Source organism: Streptomyces purpurascens (genome assembly GCF_045040895.1).
Lineage (GTDB): Bacteria > Actinomycetota > Actinomycetes > Streptomycetales > Streptomycetaceae > Streptomyces > Streptomyces purpurascens.
The window spans coordinates 1,397,324-1,413,753 of record NZ_CP108341.1 but is presented as its reverse complement, the minus strand read 5'-3'; the positions used below and the strand labels follow the sequence as shown (position 1 = coordinate 1,413,753).

Annotated in this window: 9 protein-coding genes and 1 pseudogene; 2 read left to right on the top strand and 8 right to left on the bottom strand. The window is 71.3% G+C overall.

Annotation, left to right across the window (positions count from 1 at the left end; translation table 11 throughout):
- Positions 1-6: 6 nt before the first annotated feature.
- From OHU35_RS06405 to OHU35_RS06370, 8 genes and pseudogenes are all read right to left on the bottom strand, one after another.
- Entirely contained in the window at positions 7-1,962 is a 1,956-nt protein-coding gene (locus OHU35_RS06405; RefSeq protein ID WP_405504988.1) for an alginate lyase family protein, read from the bottom strand.
- Positions 1,959-4,133, bottom strand: coding sequence for a bi-domain-containing oxidoreductase (locus tag OHU35_RS06400; RefSeq protein WP_189724430.1), 2,175 nt, complete (start codon positions 4,131-4,133; stop codon positions 1,959-1,961). Before OHU35_RS06400 ends, OHU35_RS06405 begins: the two co-directional genes overlap by 4 nt.
- Positions 4,134-4,151: 18 nt before the next feature.
- A complete protein-coding gene (asnB, locus tag OHU35_RS06395; protein WP_405504987.1) occupies positions 4,152-6,086 on the bottom strand; it encodes an asparagine synthase (glutamine-hydrolyzing) in 1,935 nt (644 codons plus the stop codon).
- A gap of 3 nt (positions 6,087-6,089) precedes the next feature.
- Positions 6,090-7,646 (bottom strand): Wzz/FepE/Etk N-terminal domain-containing protein, encoded by a 1,557-nt coding sequence (locus OHU35_RS06390; RefSeq protein WP_405504986.1) that lies wholly within the window; start codon positions 7,644-7,646, stop codon positions 6,090-6,092.
- A complete protein-coding gene (locus tag OHU35_RS06385) occupies positions 7,643-9,013 on the bottom strand; it encodes a Wzz/FepE/Etk N-terminal domain-containing protein (RefSeq protein ID WP_189724427.1) in 1,371 nt (456 codons plus the stop codon). The genes OHU35_RS06390 and OHU35_RS06385 overlap by 4 nt, the downstream gene beginning before the upstream one ends.
- Positions 9,010-10,289: pseudogene (locus OHU35_RS06380) on the bottom strand (glycosyltransferase family 4 protein). The gene OHU35_RS06385 and the pseudogene OHU35_RS06380 overlap by 4 nt, the downstream one beginning before the upstream one ends.
- Positions 10,279-11,604 (bottom strand): nucleotide sugar dehydrogenase, encoded by a 1,326-nt coding sequence (locus tag OHU35_RS06375; protein ID WP_189724425.1) that lies wholly within the window; start codon positions 11,602-11,604, stop codon positions 10,279-10,281. Before OHU35_RS06375 ends, OHU35_RS06380 begins: the two are co-directional and overlap by 11 nt.
- Positions 11,605-11,686: 82 nt before the next feature.
- Positions 11,687-13,165 carry a sugar transferase gene (locus OHU35_RS06370; protein ID WP_189724424.1) on the bottom strand — a complete coding sequence of 493 codons (1,479 nt, stop codon included), beginning with the start codon at positions 13,163-13,165 and terminating at the stop codon, positions 11,687-11,689.
- Positions 13,166-13,804: 639 nt separating this feature from the next.
- Here OHU35_RS06370 and OHU35_RS06365 point away from each other — a divergent pair.
- Positions 13,805-15,661, top strand: a complete 1,857-nt coding sequence (locus tag OHU35_RS06365) for a protein kinase domain-containing protein (protein ID WP_405504985.1) — start codon at positions 13,805-13,807, stop codon at positions 15,659-15,661.
- A gap of 48 nt (positions 15,662-15,709) precedes the next feature.
- Positions 15,710-16,384 (top strand): hypothetical protein, encoded by a 675-nt coding sequence (locus OHU35_RS06360; RefSeq protein ID WP_189724421.1) that lies wholly within the window; start codon positions 15,710-15,712, stop codon positions 16,382-16,384.
- The last annotated feature ends 46 nt before the right edge of the window (positions 16,385-16,430 follow it).

Below are 16,430 nucleotides of genomic sequence, written 5' to 3'. Positions count from 1 at the left end.
GCCCCCCTAGCCGCGGAACTTGAGCACGGTGGTGAACCCCTCAGCGCCGTCGGCGACGCCGGTGCCGACCAGCGTGGTGGTGGGTTCCTTGCGGCCGAAGCCGGCGGAGTACCAGCCCAGCGGCGGGTCGCTCTCGCCGCGATGCGCCCGCCAGGACAGCTGCCCGGGCAGGTCGAGCGCCGCGGAGCGGTCCTCGCCGTCCCGGGTCCAGGTGAGCACCGCCCGGTTGCCCACCAGGTCCGCGGTGATCGCCGGGCCGAGGTGGAACGCGAGGCGCACGGCCCGGCGATCACCGCGGACCTCGTCGACCACCCGCAGCTCCTGGCTCTCGGCCGTCAGCTCCACCCGGCGGCGGTGCACGGAGCGCTGGTAACCGTCGTGCTCGGCGCTCCAGCGGGCCGTCCCCCCGCCGGAGGCGTCGGCTGTGTCCGTGACCAGGACGCGGCTGCGGGCCTGCCGGGTCCACAGGAACGGGCCGCCGGAGACGGACTGGTCACCGCCGTCCAGCTGCAGGGTGTTGTGGCCGAGGGTCGACCGGAAGTACTGCCGCCACTCGGGCTGCCCGTGGTAGCAGTACGTCCCCGGGTCGGCGAGCACGTCGACCCCGTCGTGCCGGACCTCCACGGACAGCGCGTCCGCGTGGGCATGCGCGGCGATGGACAGGAATCCGTGCGGACCACCGTCGCAGCGGCACCAGATCTCTCCAGGCCCGCGCAGGATGGTCATGCCCGCGTCGGCGAAATGGGCCGGCCGGCTCGCCGGGCGGGCGGTTCCTCCCGTGGTGTACGGCCGGATGAGCGCGGCAAGGAGCGGGGTGCGCACATCGGTTCCGGTCACCGCCGGCCACCAGGCGAGCTGGCCGAACACGGCGTCCCCGGTGGCCAGCAGCGAGGCCCAGCGATCGGTGCCCGCCCCGTCCACGACCAGACCGTGCCCGTCGTCCGCGTCCCCTTGGCGCGGCGGCCGTAACCGGTTGTCCACGACGGCCGCGAGCGCGTCGGTCATCCGCAGCAGCACCAGCCGGATCGACGCGGGCACCGGAACGCCTGCGGCATCCGCCTCGGCCACGGCCGCCAGGCCGAGCTCCAGCACCAGTCCGTGATACTCGGTGGCCAGCTCGCGGTTGAGGCCGGAGCCGAAGGTGTTGCTTCGCAGATGCCGCTCCAGCGACCGCAGCGCGTCGGCTCGCCAACGCGCCGAGGAGGGGAACCACCCGAACGCGCAGGCCGCTGCGAACTGCCCGGCGGCCTCGGCGATGACGTGGTTGTTCGCCGAGGACCCCCGGCTGGGGAACGCGGCCAGCCAGCGCTGGTGGTGCCAGATCTGGTTCAGCGCCACCGGGTTGCCCTCGAACAGCCCGGTCACGCCCGGCCAGCCGTCGAGCAGCCGGCGGATCCACACCCAGGACAGCAGCCGGATCCCCAGCTCGATGCCGCTGATCCAGTGCACGCCGCGCAGCGGTGGGTTGGCCGTCCACCACGACCGCAGGTGCGCGGCCACTCGCTCGGCGTACCGCTCGTTCCCGGTGATCGCGTAGGCGGCGGCGAGCACGGTGAGGTACTGGTGCCGGGACAGCTCCCAGATCTGCTTGATGTCCCCGACCGCGTCCTCGTTCCGGTAGGGCACGTCGAAGGCGTAGCCCCACGGAGCCCGGCGCCCGGTCTTCGGGTCGTACCACCAGTCCGGGTCGTCCAGGTCGTCGCGCACCACCCCGAAGCACTCGGCGTGCCCGTACATCAACCGGTCCGCCTCGGCGATGAGACGCTTCGCGGCGTCCGGGGGTATCGCGGCGATCGTCCCGGCGGGCAGTACCGCGGTGAACCGGGCACCGGTCACGCCCGGGCAGTCCGGCCGCGCCGACCGCCACAGCCGTCTGCGCACCGCGTCGCCCGCCCGGCCGCCGACCTCCCGAGGCCCCATCCGGGACAGCCGCCGTACGTACCAGCCCGCGCTCATGCTCACAGCGCCCTCGCCAGCGTCACGGGCGCGCCGCCGGCCAGGCCGGCCCGCACGGCGAGGGTGGCCGACGTGGTGGCGACCAGCGACTCCAGCGGCACCGGCATCGGCCCGCCGGTCCGCACGGCCTTGACGAACGCGGCCAGCTCGGCGTTCTGCCCCTTGTCCCGGGCCTTGGGCAGCCGCGAACTGACCCATCGTTTGCGGCCGTGGACCGTGGCACGGACGAAGTCGTCGAGGCGCAGCACCTTGCCGTCCGCGACGAGGTCCAGCGTCTCCTTGGGGAAGCCGGGCGCGCCGGTGGTGACGTAGCTGATGGTGGCGGTGGACCCGTCCGGGTAGCGCAGCACGACCTGCAGGTCCTCGCCGCCGGACGTGGCGACCGCGTACACCGACTCCGGGTCGGCCTCGAGCAGCCAGCTCGCCGTGTCGATGAAGTGTCCGCCCTCGCCGGCGAACCGCGAGCCCTCGGTGCCCTGCTGGAGGTACCAGCTGCCGTGCTGCAGCCGGCCCGCGTTGACCAGGTAGCGGAGGCTCGCCGGGCCGGTCCGGGCGCCGAACCGCTTCCTGGCCTCCTGCAACAGCGGCGCGAACCGGCGGTTGAAGCCCACCTGCAGCCGGTCGTTGCCGGACTCCTCCACCGCCGCGAGCACATCGGCCAGCTCGTCCTCGGTGAGTGCCAACGGCTTCTCCACGAACACCGCCTTGCCGGCCAGCAGCGCCCTTCGGGTCAGTTCGGCGTGCGAGCTGTGCCGGGTGACGACGAACACCGCGTCGACGGACTTGTCGCCGAGCACGGCGTCGAGGTCGGTGGTCGCCTCGGCGAAGCCGAACTTCCGCTGCGCGTTGGCCGCGGACAGGGCCGTCGTGGTGACGACGGTCGACAGCTCGACGCCTTCGCGTCCCGCCAGGTGCGGCAGCAGCATCGACGTCGCGTAGTTTCCCGCGCCGATGAACGCCAGGCGCACCGGCGTCCCGGCGGACCGGGCCGGACTCGGCTTCACGTTCACCGTGGGCACGGCCACCGCCGGAGCCTCCGCCTCCGCCCTTGCCTCGGGGTACCGGAACAGCACGGCCACGGCCTTCAACTCGCCGTCCTTCAGGCTCCGGTACGTCTCCACGGCGTCGTCGAAGTCCGCGACGTGGGAGACCAGCGGCTCCACGTCGACACGGTCGCGGGCGAGGAGATCGAGGAAGCACGCCAGGTTGCGGCGCTCGGTCCAGCGCACGTAGCCGATCGGGTAGTCGCGCCCCTCCAGCTCGTACTCCGGGTCGTAGCGGCCGGGGCCGTACGAGCGGGAGAACCGGACGTCGAGCTCTTTCTCGTAGTACGCGTTCCACGGCAGGTCCAGGCGGCACTTGCCGATGTCGACCACCCGGCCGCGGTCCCGGCAGAGCCGGGCGGCCAGCTCGACGGGTTGGTTGCTGCTACCGCCGCCGGCGGCCAGGTACACCTGGTCCACGCCGTGACCGTCGGTGAGTTCGGCGACGGCGGCTTCCACGGCCGCGGAAGCGGGATCACCGCAGGCCGCGGCGCCCAGGCGCTCGGCGAGTTCGCAGCGCACCGGGTCGGGGTCGACCCCGACGACGCGGACTCCCGAGGCGGCGAGGAGCTGCACCACCAGCTGTCCGATCAGCCCGAGGCCGATGACCAGAGCCACCTCCCCGAGCTGCGGCTCGCCCTGGCGGACGCCCTGCATCGCGATCGACCCGACGGTGCCGAAGGCCGCGTGCCGCGGCGCGAGGCCGTCCGGCACCGGGGTGTAGAGGTTCCTCGGCACCCAGTTCAGCTCGGCGTGCAGCGCGTGCTCGTTGCCGGCGCAGGCCACGAGATCGCCGACCTTCACATCGTCGATCCCGGCGCCGACCTGCTCGACCACTCCGCACAGCGAGTAGCCCAGCGGCGTGTAGGAGTCCAGCTTGCCCATCACCTTGCGGTAGGTGGCGGGCACCCCGTTGGTGGCCACGCTCTGCATGACCTTGGCCACCTGGTCCGGCCGGGAGCGGGCCTTGCCGAGCATCGACATGCCGGCCTCGGACACCTTCATCAGCTCGGTCCCGGTGGAGATCAGCGAGTAGGCGGTGCGGACGAGGACACCGCCCGGCTTGCACCCCGGCACCGGCACATCGAGCACCGCCAGCTCGCCGCTCTTGTAGTTCTGAACAACCTGCTTCACCCGAACTCCTCTGAATTCCTAAGCCGATAACCGAGTGCTCTGACCGGACCCAGAGGTCGCGTCGCGATACCAGTACTCGAGGGTCAGCACATGCCACAGATGCTTGGAGAAGTCCCGCTGTCCGGCGGCGTCCTCGGCGACCATGCGCGCCAGCGCGTCGCGGCGCAGGAGCCCGGAGCTGACGAGCACCCCGTCGTTGACCACCTCGCGTACCAGCGGCGCGAGATCCCGGCTCATCCAGGCCCGCAGCGGGGCGCTGAACAGTCCCTTGGGCCGGTAGACGATCTCCCGGGGCAGGACCGAGCCGGCCGCCTCCTTGAGCACGGCCTTCCCCTGCCGTCCGACGATCTTCCGGTCGCCGGGCACCGCGAACGCCGCCCGCACCACCTCGACGTCCACGTACGGCACCCGCACCTCGGTCGACGCGGCCATGCTGGAGCGGTCGGTGTAGGCGAGGTTGAGGCCCGGCAGGAACATCCGGGCGTCGCCCAGGCACATCCGGTTGACGAAGTCGTCCAGGTCGTTGTCCTGGTAGACGTCCGCGTGCTCGGTCAGCACGTCCTCGACCGTCCCGGCCAAGTCGGGAGCGACCAGGGCGAGCAGCTCCTCCTGGTCGTACATGGTGTAGCTGCGCCGGAACGCGGTCTCCTCCGGCAGATCGGCGAACGACAGGAACCGCTTGGCGAATCGCACCGACCGGTAACCCCGGCGGGCGGTGGCGACCGGCAGCCGGTCCACGGCCGCGGACACCCCGCGCCGCAGCGGCCGCGGGACGCGCTGGTAGCGCAGCGCGAGCAGGTTCGCCAGGTGCTTGCGGTACCCGGCGAACAGCTCGTCGGCGCCCATCCCGGAGAGCATCACCTTGACCCCGGCCTCCCGGGCGGCCTGGCAGATCAGGTACGTGTTGATCGCGGCGGGGTCGCCGATGGGCTCGTCCAGGCTGTACGTCATCCGCGGCAGCAGGTCGAGCACGTTGGGCGCGATCTCGATCTCGTGCAGGTCGACGCCGAACCGCTCGGCGACCTGCCGGGCGTAGCGCAGATCGTCAGGCATCGCCTCGAACTTGGCGTCCTCGGCGCGGAAACCGATCGTGTACGCGGAGATCCCGGGCTGGTGACGGGCCGCCAGCGCGGTCAGATAGCTGGAGTCGAGCCCGCCGGAGAGGAAGGTCGCCACGGGTACGTCGGAGAGCAGATGGCGCCGAGTCGACTCCTCGACGATGGCGGCCAGGTCAGGCAGCTCACCGCTGCGGGCCCGCTCCCGGCCCTCGGCGGCGACGTCCTTCAGGTGCCAGTACCGGCCGCGCTCCACCCGGCCGTCGGGCCGGCACCTGAGCCAGCTCCCCGGCGGCAGCTTCTCCGCCTCGCGGAAGGCGCACCGTGAGTCCGGCACCCAGTAGTAGAGGAGCGAGGCCACCAGGGCCGCGTGGTCCACCTCCAGCGGAGCGCCGGTCGCGGTGGCGAGCGCCTTGAGCTCGGAGGCGAACACCAGCCCCTCACCGCGCCGGAGCAGGAACAGCGGCTTGATGCCCAACTGGTCGCGGGCGAGCACCAGTTCACCGGTGCGCTCGTCGAAGATCCCGAACGCGAACATGCCGCGCAGCCGGGGCAGGCAGTCCGTGCCCCAGCGCCGCCAGGCCTCCAGCAGCACCTCGGTGTCGGAGGTACCGCGGAAGCGGACCCCGGCGGCCTCGAGTTCGGCACGCAGTTCGGGCGCGTTGTACAGCTCGCCGTTGTAGGTCAGGACGAGGCCGCCCGAGACCATCGGCTGGGCGCCGGTCCCGGACAGGTCGATGATGGCCAGCCGACGGTGCCCGAGGTGCACTTCGCCGTCACCGGCGGGGTGGCTGTACCGGCCCGCCCCGTCCGGACCGCGGTGGGCGAGGGTATCGGTGAGCCGGTCGGTCACGACCTTCCCGTCCGGCCAGCGGTATGTACCTGCGATGCCACACATGTCCTACCGCGCCTCCTGGTCGTTGTCCGGGACCCGTGCGGCCCACATCGCCGGCTGCTCCGTCCGCCTCCGGCCCTCCCCCACTGCCTGAACGGCGTGGGAGGTACCCCCACCGTTCTGCCGGGCCGGCCGCTCGGGCCGGCCGCGCAGCGCGGTGTGCGGCCCGTCCCACAGCGTGCCGTCGGTCCGGTCACGCGGATCGGGGTCGATCAGCACCACACCGATCACCGGAATGCGCTGGTCCGCGAGCTGCCGTGCCACGGTGTGCAGCCATGCGGCACTGCCGTGCCCGGCACGCACGACGAGCACGGTCCGGGTGCCGAGGTACTGGAGGTCGGTCCACGCCGTGCCGGGCGCCACCGAGCCGACGCCGATCCGGCGCTCCTGAGGCGACACGTCCTCGGCACGCTCGCCGCTGACCACGGTCGGGTCTCCCGGCTTCGGGCGGCGGTTGGCCAGCTGCCGGCCGGGCAGACCATCGACGATGATCACCGGCCCCTCCGCCGCCAGTGCCCCGGCGAGGTCCAGGGCGATCACGCTCGTGCCGCGCGCACAGCCCAGTTCCAGCAGCGACACCGGTTCCGCGGAGCCGCGCACGGTGCGGGCCAGGGACGTGGTGAGCCTGGTCCGTTCCGCCCGGATCCGTCGGCGCCGCCACAGCCCGGCCGGCCGGCGGGGCAGCTCCGCGATGACCGAGGCGCCGAGGTTCGCCGCGATCTCCCGGCGCAGCACCGGGCGGTCCGCCACCACCGTGCCGACCGCGGCCACCGCGAGCCCGAGAACGAGCCCGAGGACGAGTCCGATCGCGGCGTTGGTGGCAGCGGTCCTGGGCAGGGAGTGCCGCACCGCGTGCGGGGCGTCCACGATCTGGGTGCCGGCGACGAGCTGGGGCGTGCCGATGCGCGCCTCGGCGGCGCGCTGGCCGAAGTCGGTGATCCGCGAGGTGAGTTCGGCCCGGCGGGCGAAGAGCGACTCCATGTCCGCCGACGCCTTCGGGTCGCTCTCCGGCGGACCGTCTCCGATCGCCTTGTTGACCTGGGCGAGTTCGTCCCGCATGCGGTCGCGCTGGCCGAGCAGGGTCTTGGCCTCGGCGTTCGCGGCTTCCTGTATCCGTCTCACATGGTCCGCGACGAACGCGTCGGCCAGCGCCTCGGCGCGGGCCACCGCTTCCGCGTCGCTGTCACCTGACGCAGTGATCTGCAACAGGTTGTTGGTCAAGCCGATGCCCCCGTAGTCCCGCATGAAGTCCTCCGGTTTTTCCGGGGAGTCGAGGGCCTGCAGGGCCTTGCCGGCGATCCGCGTGGTGTGCAGCAGCTCGACGTCGGTGCGGATCAGCGTGCCGGGGTCGTTCGGCTGGTCCTCCTGATGCGCGACCAGCACCTTGGTCACCGCGGTCGGCGGTGGCGGCATGAGGATCGCCACCGCCGCGCCGACGAGCAGCCCCAGCAGCCCCATGGCGCACCAGAGGCGGCGGCGCCTGCGCACCGCCACGACCAGCGTCTGCAGGTCCAGCAGCGGAGCGGCGGCCGACGACTCCGACGTCGTACTCGTCGTCGTCACCTGGAACCTCCCGCCGTGCCTTCGCCGACCGCGAGCGCCGGCATGGCGGCATCCCGGGGACGGCCGGCAGAGCGTGTCGGACGGGCCCGGCCCGTGCCGGCGGCGAGGACGATGCCGACGACCTCGTGCTGGGCGTCCGCACACGCCTCGGCGATGCCGGTGAGGTCCCCCGCGGTCCAGCTGCCCGCGCTGAGCACGACCAGGGCGCCGGACTCGTCGTCACGGTCCGGCACCATCGGCCGGGACACCGAAACCCCCACCACCCGCAGCAGCGGATCGCTCTCGGCCTCGGCGACGAGCTGCCCGGCGGCCCGGCGGGCGATCTCGTCGCCGTCCGGGACGACCACCAGGAGCCGCCCGGGGGCCGGCAGCCGGTCCCGGAGGCGGGCGCACACCCGCCGGTAGCGGATCCGCCTGCCGGTCTCGTCGCCGGACGCCTGCGGACTCGGCAGGTCCCACCGGGTGTCGACGCCCAGCAGCCGGCGGATCCGGGCCCGCGGGTCACGGCCGTCCGGCCGGTGCGCGGGCGGTTCACCGGGTACGTCGACGGTGCCCAGCAGCGCCGAGCCCAGTGCCGCGGCGATCTCCGGTTCGGTGCGCAGTCGGCGACTCATCCGCGCGGCGGTGAGATGGCCGACGACCGCGAGCAGGAGGAACAGCAGCGCCCCGGCGACGGTGAGCTGCAGCCTCGTCGGCGGTGCCTCGCCGTCCGGCCGGGCCGCCGGCCCCATGACGACCATGCTGGCCTTGTCGGCAGCCGGGTCGGCCTCGTCCAGCTTGTTGATGGCCTCCTGCAGCGCGGTGCGCAGCTTCGCGAGCTCGGTGCGGGTCTGCACGCTCTCCACGGTCTGCCCCGGATCGGCCGCGTCGGCCAGCTCGGTGATGCGGCGGCTGGTCTGCACCACCATCTGCCGCAGTGCCTCGGGCCGCGCCGCCGCGTCGGGGTCGGTGTCGTCGCCCGCGATCCGCGCGGAGAACGCGACGAACTGCTGGGCCACCTGGTCGGAGAGCCGCTGTGCGCGCTCCGGGGTGTCGGCCGTGCCCGAGATCTTGACGATGTTCCCGTCGGCGGCCTGGGCGCTCACCCGATCCCGCAGCTCGCTGCCGCTGACCCCGGTCCAGCCGAGCGTGGCGGCCGCGCGGTCGACCACCACCGAACTGCTCGCGATCTCCGTCTGGGTCAGCAGCTCGCGCTCCTCCCACGCCCCCGGCAGCAGTACCGATGCCGATGTCGTGTATCGCGGAGGAAACAGCAGAGAGGTGCCGTAGCCGACGAGCGCACCCACGACGGCGAGGATGATGAGAAGCCGCCCGCGTCGACGGATAATCCGCCCGATCGTGACCAGGCGTATCGTTTCATCGCTCAACGGTGCGGCCTCTTCCCTGCCTGGTACGGGTCGTTCTCGAGACCGGAGCGTGGTCACGGCAGGCAGCGGCGTAGGCGGCGAGCAGCGACGCTTGCGAGTTCCGCCAGGAGAGCGGCCCGCTGATCCGCTCCTGGCCGATCTTGCCCATCCGGGCCCGCTGCTCCGGATCGTCCAGCAGTTGCGCGATGAGCCCGGCGAACGCGGCCTCGTCGTTGGCGGGCGCGTAGAGGGCGGCGTCACCGGCGGAGACTCGCGCCTCCCGGAGGTCGAACGAGACGATCGGCCGGCCCATCACCATGTACTCCAGGACCTTGTTCATGGTCGACACGTCGTTGAGCGGATTGCGCGGGTCGGGGGAGAGGCACACGTCCGCGGTGGACAGGTAGCGCACCAGGTCGGCGTCCGGAATGCGCCCGGTGAACCGCACCTGCTCCGAGAGCCCGAGCCGCCGGGACAGCCCCACCATCGCTTCGAAGGCGTCGCCCGCGCCGACGAACACCGCGTGCCAGTCGGTCCGACCGAGGTCGTCGCGCAGCCTCGCGAGAGCCCGCAAGGCGTAGTCGACACCGTCCTGTGGGCCCATGACGCCCAGGTAGCACAGCAGATGAGGCTGGCCGCGCTTCAGCTCCGGCTCGGGCGGTACGGGGTGGAACCGGTCGATGTCGGGCGCGCTGCGCACCACGAAGACGTCCTCCGGCCGCCGGCCGCCGCGGTGCACCGCGACGTCCCGGTAGCTCTCGTTCGTGGCGAGCACGACGTCCGCGGTCCGGTAGGTCAGCCGCTCCAGCGCGCACACGGCGCGGTAGAGCAGATCCTCGCCGCGGTCGAACCGGGAGAGGTACAACTCGGGTACCAGGTCGTGCTGGTCGAAGACGAAGCGCGCGCCGCGCCTCTTCATCCACCGTGCGGGCAGGAACAGCAGGTCGGGTGGGTTGCAGGCGTGGACCACGTCGACCGGGCCGACCTTGCGGGCGAGCCGGACCGTATGCCACAGCGCCGATCCGTACTCCCGCAGATAGCCGGCCGGCCCTCCGGTGGCGGCGCGCAACGGGTAGCGGTGGATCCGCACCCCGTCGATCTCCGCCTCCGGCTCCGTGTCCCGCTTTCCCCCCCGGGGACAGATGACGTGCACCTCCCAGCCCGCGTCGCGCAGCGTCGTGCACTCCTGCCACACCCGCCGGTCGAACGGCACCGACAGGTTCTCCACCAGGATCAGCGCGCGCCGCTCCGACCGATCGCCGCCGGCTGTGTCACCAAACGATGTGTTACCAAGCAAGGCCCACGTACCCCGGTTCGGTCTGACGCGCCTCGGCGTCGGGAAGGCGGATGAGGTCGACGATCACCGGGCCGTCGCCATGGGGCAGCGCCGACAGCACGGCCGGATCCCTGGTCCCGACCAGGCACACCTCGGCGTGCTCGAGCACCTCGTCGACGGAATCCGCGAGGAGTTGCGCGAGGTGCGGCAGCCGGCTCTCGATGTACTCGCGGTTCGCGCCGAGCAGCCGGGAGAGGCTGACGTTGGCGTCGTAGATCTTGAGGTCGTAGCCCTTGCCGAAGAGCCTCTCCGCCATCTCGACGAGCGGGCTCTCACGGAGGTCGTCGGTGCCGGGCTTGAAGGACAGCCCGAACAGGCCCACCCGGCGTTTGCCGGTGCGCTCGACCAGATCCACCGCGCGTTGCAGATGGTCGGAGTTGGAGGGCAGCACATGGGCGAGGATGGGCACCGAGACGTCGGCACGCTGCGCCGCGTGGACCAGGCTGCGCAGGTCCTTGGGCAGACAGGAGCCACCGAAGGCGAAGCCGGGACGCAGGTAGGCGGGGCTGATGTTCAGCTTGCGGTCGGCCAGGAACACGTCCATCACCTGGTGCGAGTCCACCCCGAGTGCCTGGCACACCGCGCCCAGCTCGTTCGCGAAGCCGATCTTGAGGCCGTGGAACGCGTTGTCCGCGTACTTGATCGCCTCGGCCGTCGGGACCGGCACCCGGAACACCTCGCCGGGCAAGCCGTCGTACAGCGCCGTCACCGCATCGCCGCTTGCCCGGTCGAGCTCGCCGATGACGGTCTTGGGCGGGTCGAAGAAGTCCCGCACGCTCGTGCCCTCGCGCAGGAACTCCGGGTTGACCGCGACCCCGAGGTCCACTCCGGCGGTGCCGCCGACGTACTTCTCGAGGATCGGCACCAGCAGGTTCAGGCAGGTGCCCGGGAGCATGGTGCTGCGGAACACGACGGTGTGCCGACCCCCCTGCTTGGCCCCCTCGGCCAGCGCGGCGCCGATCTCCTCGGTGACCCGCTCCAAGTACGCGGTGCACAGACTGCCGTTGGGCTCCGACGGCGTGCCCACGCAGACGAGCGACACCTCGCTGCCCATGATCGCCTCGCGGACGTCGCCGGTGGCGCGTAACGCTCCGGTCCGCACGACCTCGGCGATGAGCTCGCCGATCCGCTCCTCGACCACCGGGGCCTTGCCGTCGTTGACCAGGTCGACCTTCACCTGGTTCACGTCCACCCCGATGACCTCGTGACCCATGCTGGCCAGGCACGCGGCTGACACACAGCCCACGTAGCCGAGCCCGAAAACGCTGACTCTCATGACCCGTTCCTCCCCCCAGGCAGGCCTTCCCGGCCTGCGGTCCGCGCGCCGACGGGACCGTTGAGTCGCCGTCCCCCGCGCATCAGTAGGCCCCTTGCCCGTGGAGCACCGCACGCAGCGTCTTCCACAAGATCACTGTGTCCAGGGCGAGCGACCAGTCCTCCACGTACCGCAGGTCCAGCCGGACCGCCTCCTCCCACGACAGGTCGCTGCGGCCGCTGATCTGCCACAGGCCGGTGAGTCCGGGCTTGACGAGCAGCCGCCGCCGGATGTCCGGGCCGTAGGCCGCGGACTCCTCCGGCAGCGGAGGTCGCGGACCGACGAGCGACATCGATCCGGTGAGCACGTTGAAAAGCTGCGGGAGCTCGTCGAGCGAGTACCGGCGCAGCACCGCTCCCACCCGGGTCACCCGCGGATCCCGGTGGAGCTTGAACAGCAGGCCGGCGCCCTCGTTGCGGTCGGCCAGCTCGGCACGTGCCCCGTGCGCCCCGGCGACCATGGTGCGGAACTTGAGAATGGTGAACTCGCGGCCGTCCTTGCCGACTCTGCGCTGGCGGTAGAACGCCCCACCCCTGCTGTCCACCAGCACGAGCAGCCCGACGACCACCATCAGCGGCGCGAACAGCATCAGCAGAATCGTTGCGCCTATCCGGTCGACGACCCCTTTGACCGCCCGGCGGCCCCCGGTGAAGGTCGGCATGCTCACCCGCAGCAGCGGGATCCCGAGCACCGCGTCGATGTGCAGCCGCGGGCCGGCCACCTCCATCAGCACGGGGGCCACGACCATTTCGGCGTCGCTGCCTTCGAGGTTCCAGGCCAGCCGCTGCAGCCGGTCCGGTGACCAGTGCGGGTCCGGGGTGACCGCGACGACACGGTAGCCGTCGCGGCTGACGTGTCCCGCGACGTCCGCCAGCCGGCCGACGACCGGCACTCCGTCCAGTTGGTCACCGTCGAGCCCCAGACCGTCCGTCGTGCACACCGCGTCCACCCGCCAGCCGAGGTGCGGGAACTTACGGGTCCGGGTGATCAGGTCGTGCACGGTGGCCGGGCTCCCGGCGGCGAGCACCGGTCTCAGGCACCGTCCTTCCTTCCGCTGCTTGTGCAGCCAGAGGCGGAGCAGATACCGCGCGGTCATGGTGACGAGGGCGATCGCGGGGATCGCGACGAAGATCCAGAGCTTGATGTTGCGCGAGGTGAGGGCGATGCCGCCGAGCGCCAGTACGACGGTCGCCGCGAACAGTGAGCGTCCGAGCCGGCGGAATTCCTCGGCGCCCTGGCCGAGCACGGCCGGAGCCCACGCCCGGCCCACCGCGAGCGCCCCCAGCACCAGCAGCTCGGTGCCGAATGCGAGAATTCCCCACTTCTCATGCCAGTTGGCCGCGTCCCGCGCCCCGAAGAAGTTGCCGATCGCCGCCACCACGAAGGCAGTGGCCACGGTATCGCTGGTGATCACGGTACGGCGGTACCGCTGCTCCCAGTCGATCGCGGGCTGGTCGATCGCCCCGTCCGCCAGACGCCCGCGCGCTGACGGATACGGGCTGGCTAATCCCCCTTGCCGCACAGAACCCCCCAGGTCCCCAGTGGTTCGACGTGTTCGCCCAACACTGTTCCTCCCCCCGGGAGGCCCCCACCCCCCGCGCTGTTCCTCCCCCGGAGAGGCCCCCCGCCTCCCTCGTCGTGCGCATGACATCCCAGTCACTGCAGAGCTACCTGAACAACCCACACCGGCGGCAGCGGACTCGGGTGCTCCCCGCCCCCCAAAGCCCCTCTTGAGCTGGCCTTCTGTGGCGCCGGACCTATAGATCATTACTGGTCGCCTCGTGCCCGAACAGCTGAAGCACGGTCAATCTAGACCATCTGGCCCAGTATGGAGAGAGGGTGTGTGTAATTTGTGTTCAAGCTTTGAGCCTTGATCCACCGATCGGTCACGAACTCGCCGTCGCGCGCCCAGGTGATCATTTGCGGGACGAGCCGTCGGGCGGCCGTGGTGTCTGCCGTCGGATCGTCGGCACCCACAACGGCCACACGGTCCCACCCGGCTGCACTGACGGCCACTCTTGTCGCTGCTGCTTGAATTTACGTCAGCGGTAACGGTTGCAGAACTGTGAAATTTATTGCTGCAGTGGATCTTTTCCTGTGGGGAGAATTCTCATCGGCGGGGACTCTGTACGACTGAATTCCAGGGGGAAGTGTGACAGGAGTGAGCGAGCGCGACGGGTGCAATGTGTACTGGGACGGCGATTCATGGACCGTCCCCGGCTACATCGATTTGAAGGACCTGGGTAAAGGCGGTAGCGGCCGGGTGGTGATCGCCCGTCATGTCGCGACCGGCCGCAACGTCGCTATCAAGTACCTCAATGAGGAACTGTGCTCGAAGTCGAAATTTCGCACTGCCTTGCGAACCGAGGCCCGGCTTCTCAGCGGCCTGACATCGCCTCATGTGACACGCCTCTACGAGTACGTCGAAGCCGAGCAGGGCGCGGCCATCGTCATGGAACTGGTTTACGGCGCCGCACTCCGCGCGCTGCTGAAGAAGAAGGGGTCCACACATCCTGAGGCCGCACTGGTCGTGCTGAAAGGGTCGCTGTTCGGATTGGCTGCCGCGCACGGCGTCGGCGTGGTGCACCGCGATTACAAGCCCGAAAACGTGCTGGTGAACTGGGACGGCCGGACCAAGCTGGTGGACTTCGGAATTGCCGCGCGCGTCGGCGACCGCCACAACCTGCGCGGTACCTGTGCCTACATGCCTCCGGAACAATGGAAGATGGAGGCCGCCACCCCGGCCGGCGATGTGTACGCGGCGACCGCGACCCTCTACGAATGCCTGACCGGCGTGCGCCCGTTCGAGGGGCCGGAGCCATGGGACTTCCAGCGCCAGCACGTCGAGGAGCCCGTGCCCTTGGACCGGGTACCGGGAGAGGTACGCGAGTTGGTCCGGTACGGCATGGCCAAGGACCCGGCGCTCCGGCCCCCGAGCGCCCTGGACTTCCTGCGGGAACTGGAGCGGGTGGCCGGGAACGCGTACGGACCCGACTGGGAGGAACGCGGCCAGAGTCGGCTGGCCGCGGTGGCGGCGGCCCTGGTGCCGTTGGCGGTCTCTCGCCTGGACGCTCGTCTGGTGGGTTCCTCGGCCGAACTGGCCCGCACCGTGCTGACCGCACGCCGCCGCAGTCGGCCGCACAGGCGGGGCGATGTTCTCACCGGTGCGGCCGCCGTGGCGGTGGCGGGGCTGCTGAGCCTGACGCCCAGCGGCTGGGCGGGTGGGTCCGAAGCGCACGCAGGTGCTCACACCCAGGCCGTCACCACGCTCGACGTACGGAAGGAAACCGGTTCGGCGGAGGAGACGCGGAGCACCGAGTCCAGCCGCACGCCCGGGCCGGTTTCGGACTCCGGCAGGACCGGCACGTCTGGCGCTCAGGACAGCGGCACGGACTCCAGGACCCAGACGGGTGCCACCCGCTCCGACACGGACGGGAACAGTGGGGACGGCGACACCGGAACGAACCCCGACGGGGGTACCGGCACGGAAGGCGGTGCCGGCACCGGCGACACCGAGACCCACGGCCCCGAGGACACCGGCACCCGGGCCGACACCGAGCGCACCCACGAGAACACCGGCTCGGAGAACGACACCGATCACAGCGACACGGACTCCCCTGACCACGGGAACACCGGCGAGGGGAACGGCGGGACGGACAACACCGGGACGGACAACCCCGCGACGGACGACACCGGGACGGACAACACCGGCACCGATCAAGCCGACGGTGACGGTGACGGTGACGGGGGCACGGACGCGGGGACCGGCGACGGTGATGCCGGGGCAGCGGACGGCACCGGCTCCGAAGGGAACGTCGGCCCAGGCGCTGACGCCGGTGCCACTGCCGGTTCGCAGGAGAGCTCAAAGCTCACTTCCAGCTCGCAGTCGCTCAGCACCACCAGCCAGAGCAGCACCGACACCGGCAACTCGGGCGGCGCCGGAACCGGTTCGGCTTCGACGCCGGATGTGACCCCGCGGCAAGGGGCTCCGGCGGCCGTCGAGGGCGAACCCGGCTGATGCCGGTCCACCGGAACCTGTGAGAGCGAGCTGAACGGAGGGGCGAGGATGACGGACCACGGCGAGCGTCCGGTGGTGCCGTGGGACTTACCGGATCCGGGCCTGGAGCCGACCCTGCAGGACCCGGATGTGCAACCGACCATCAGGGACGTCGACGACGCGACCTACGTCCCGACCGTCCTCGACGACCGCTGGACCAGTACCGAGCCCGCGCCCGAGTCCGAAGTCCTGCACTTCGGACCGGGTGTCCCACCTCTGGGGCTGACGGACACCGCCGTCGACGTCTGGCGCGGCACGGCGCGGCGCAAGAGCCAGGTGAAGCCCCGCGGTCGACTGCACCGGCTCCGCAGATACCGTCTGGCGGCGGCCGTTCTGGCGATCGTGCTGGCCTGGTTGTGCTGGCAACGGCAGACGGCGGACCTGCGGATCACCCAGGTGACGGCACAGACGAGTGGCATCGTCGAGTGCGACGGAACAGCCGAGGTGGTAGCGGTGGTGAGAACCAACGGGGCGGCCGGCGCGTTCACCTACGAGTGGAACCGCAGTGACGGCACCTCCTCGGGTCCGCGCGAAGAGCGGCTGGGAAGAGGACAGGACGAGACACGCCTCCGCCTGCTGTGGACCTTCCACGGCAAGGGCACCAGCAAGGCGACAGCGCGGCTGGTCATCGAGTCCCCCAGCCGGCACACGGCATCGGCGTCCTTCGCCTACACCTGCCGCTGATCCGGCTCGGCCCAGGGATTCCCGCGAGTCGCGACAGGTCCTGCGG

Bases quoted from the DNA above. Each gene is read 5' to 3' on its own strand.
- OHU35_RS06375 (WP_189724425.1), bottom strand. From the start codon at position 11,604: ATGAGAGTCAGCGTTTTCGGGCTCGGCTACGTGGGCTGTGTGTCAGCC.
- asnB (WP_405504987.1), bottom strand. From the start codon at position 6,086: ATGTGTGGCATCGCAGGTACATACCGCTGGCCGGACGGGAAGGTCGTG.
- OHU35_RS06360 (WP_189724421.1), top strand. From the start codon at position 15,710: ATGACGGACCACGGCGAGCGTCCGGTGGTGCCGTGGGACTTACCGGAT.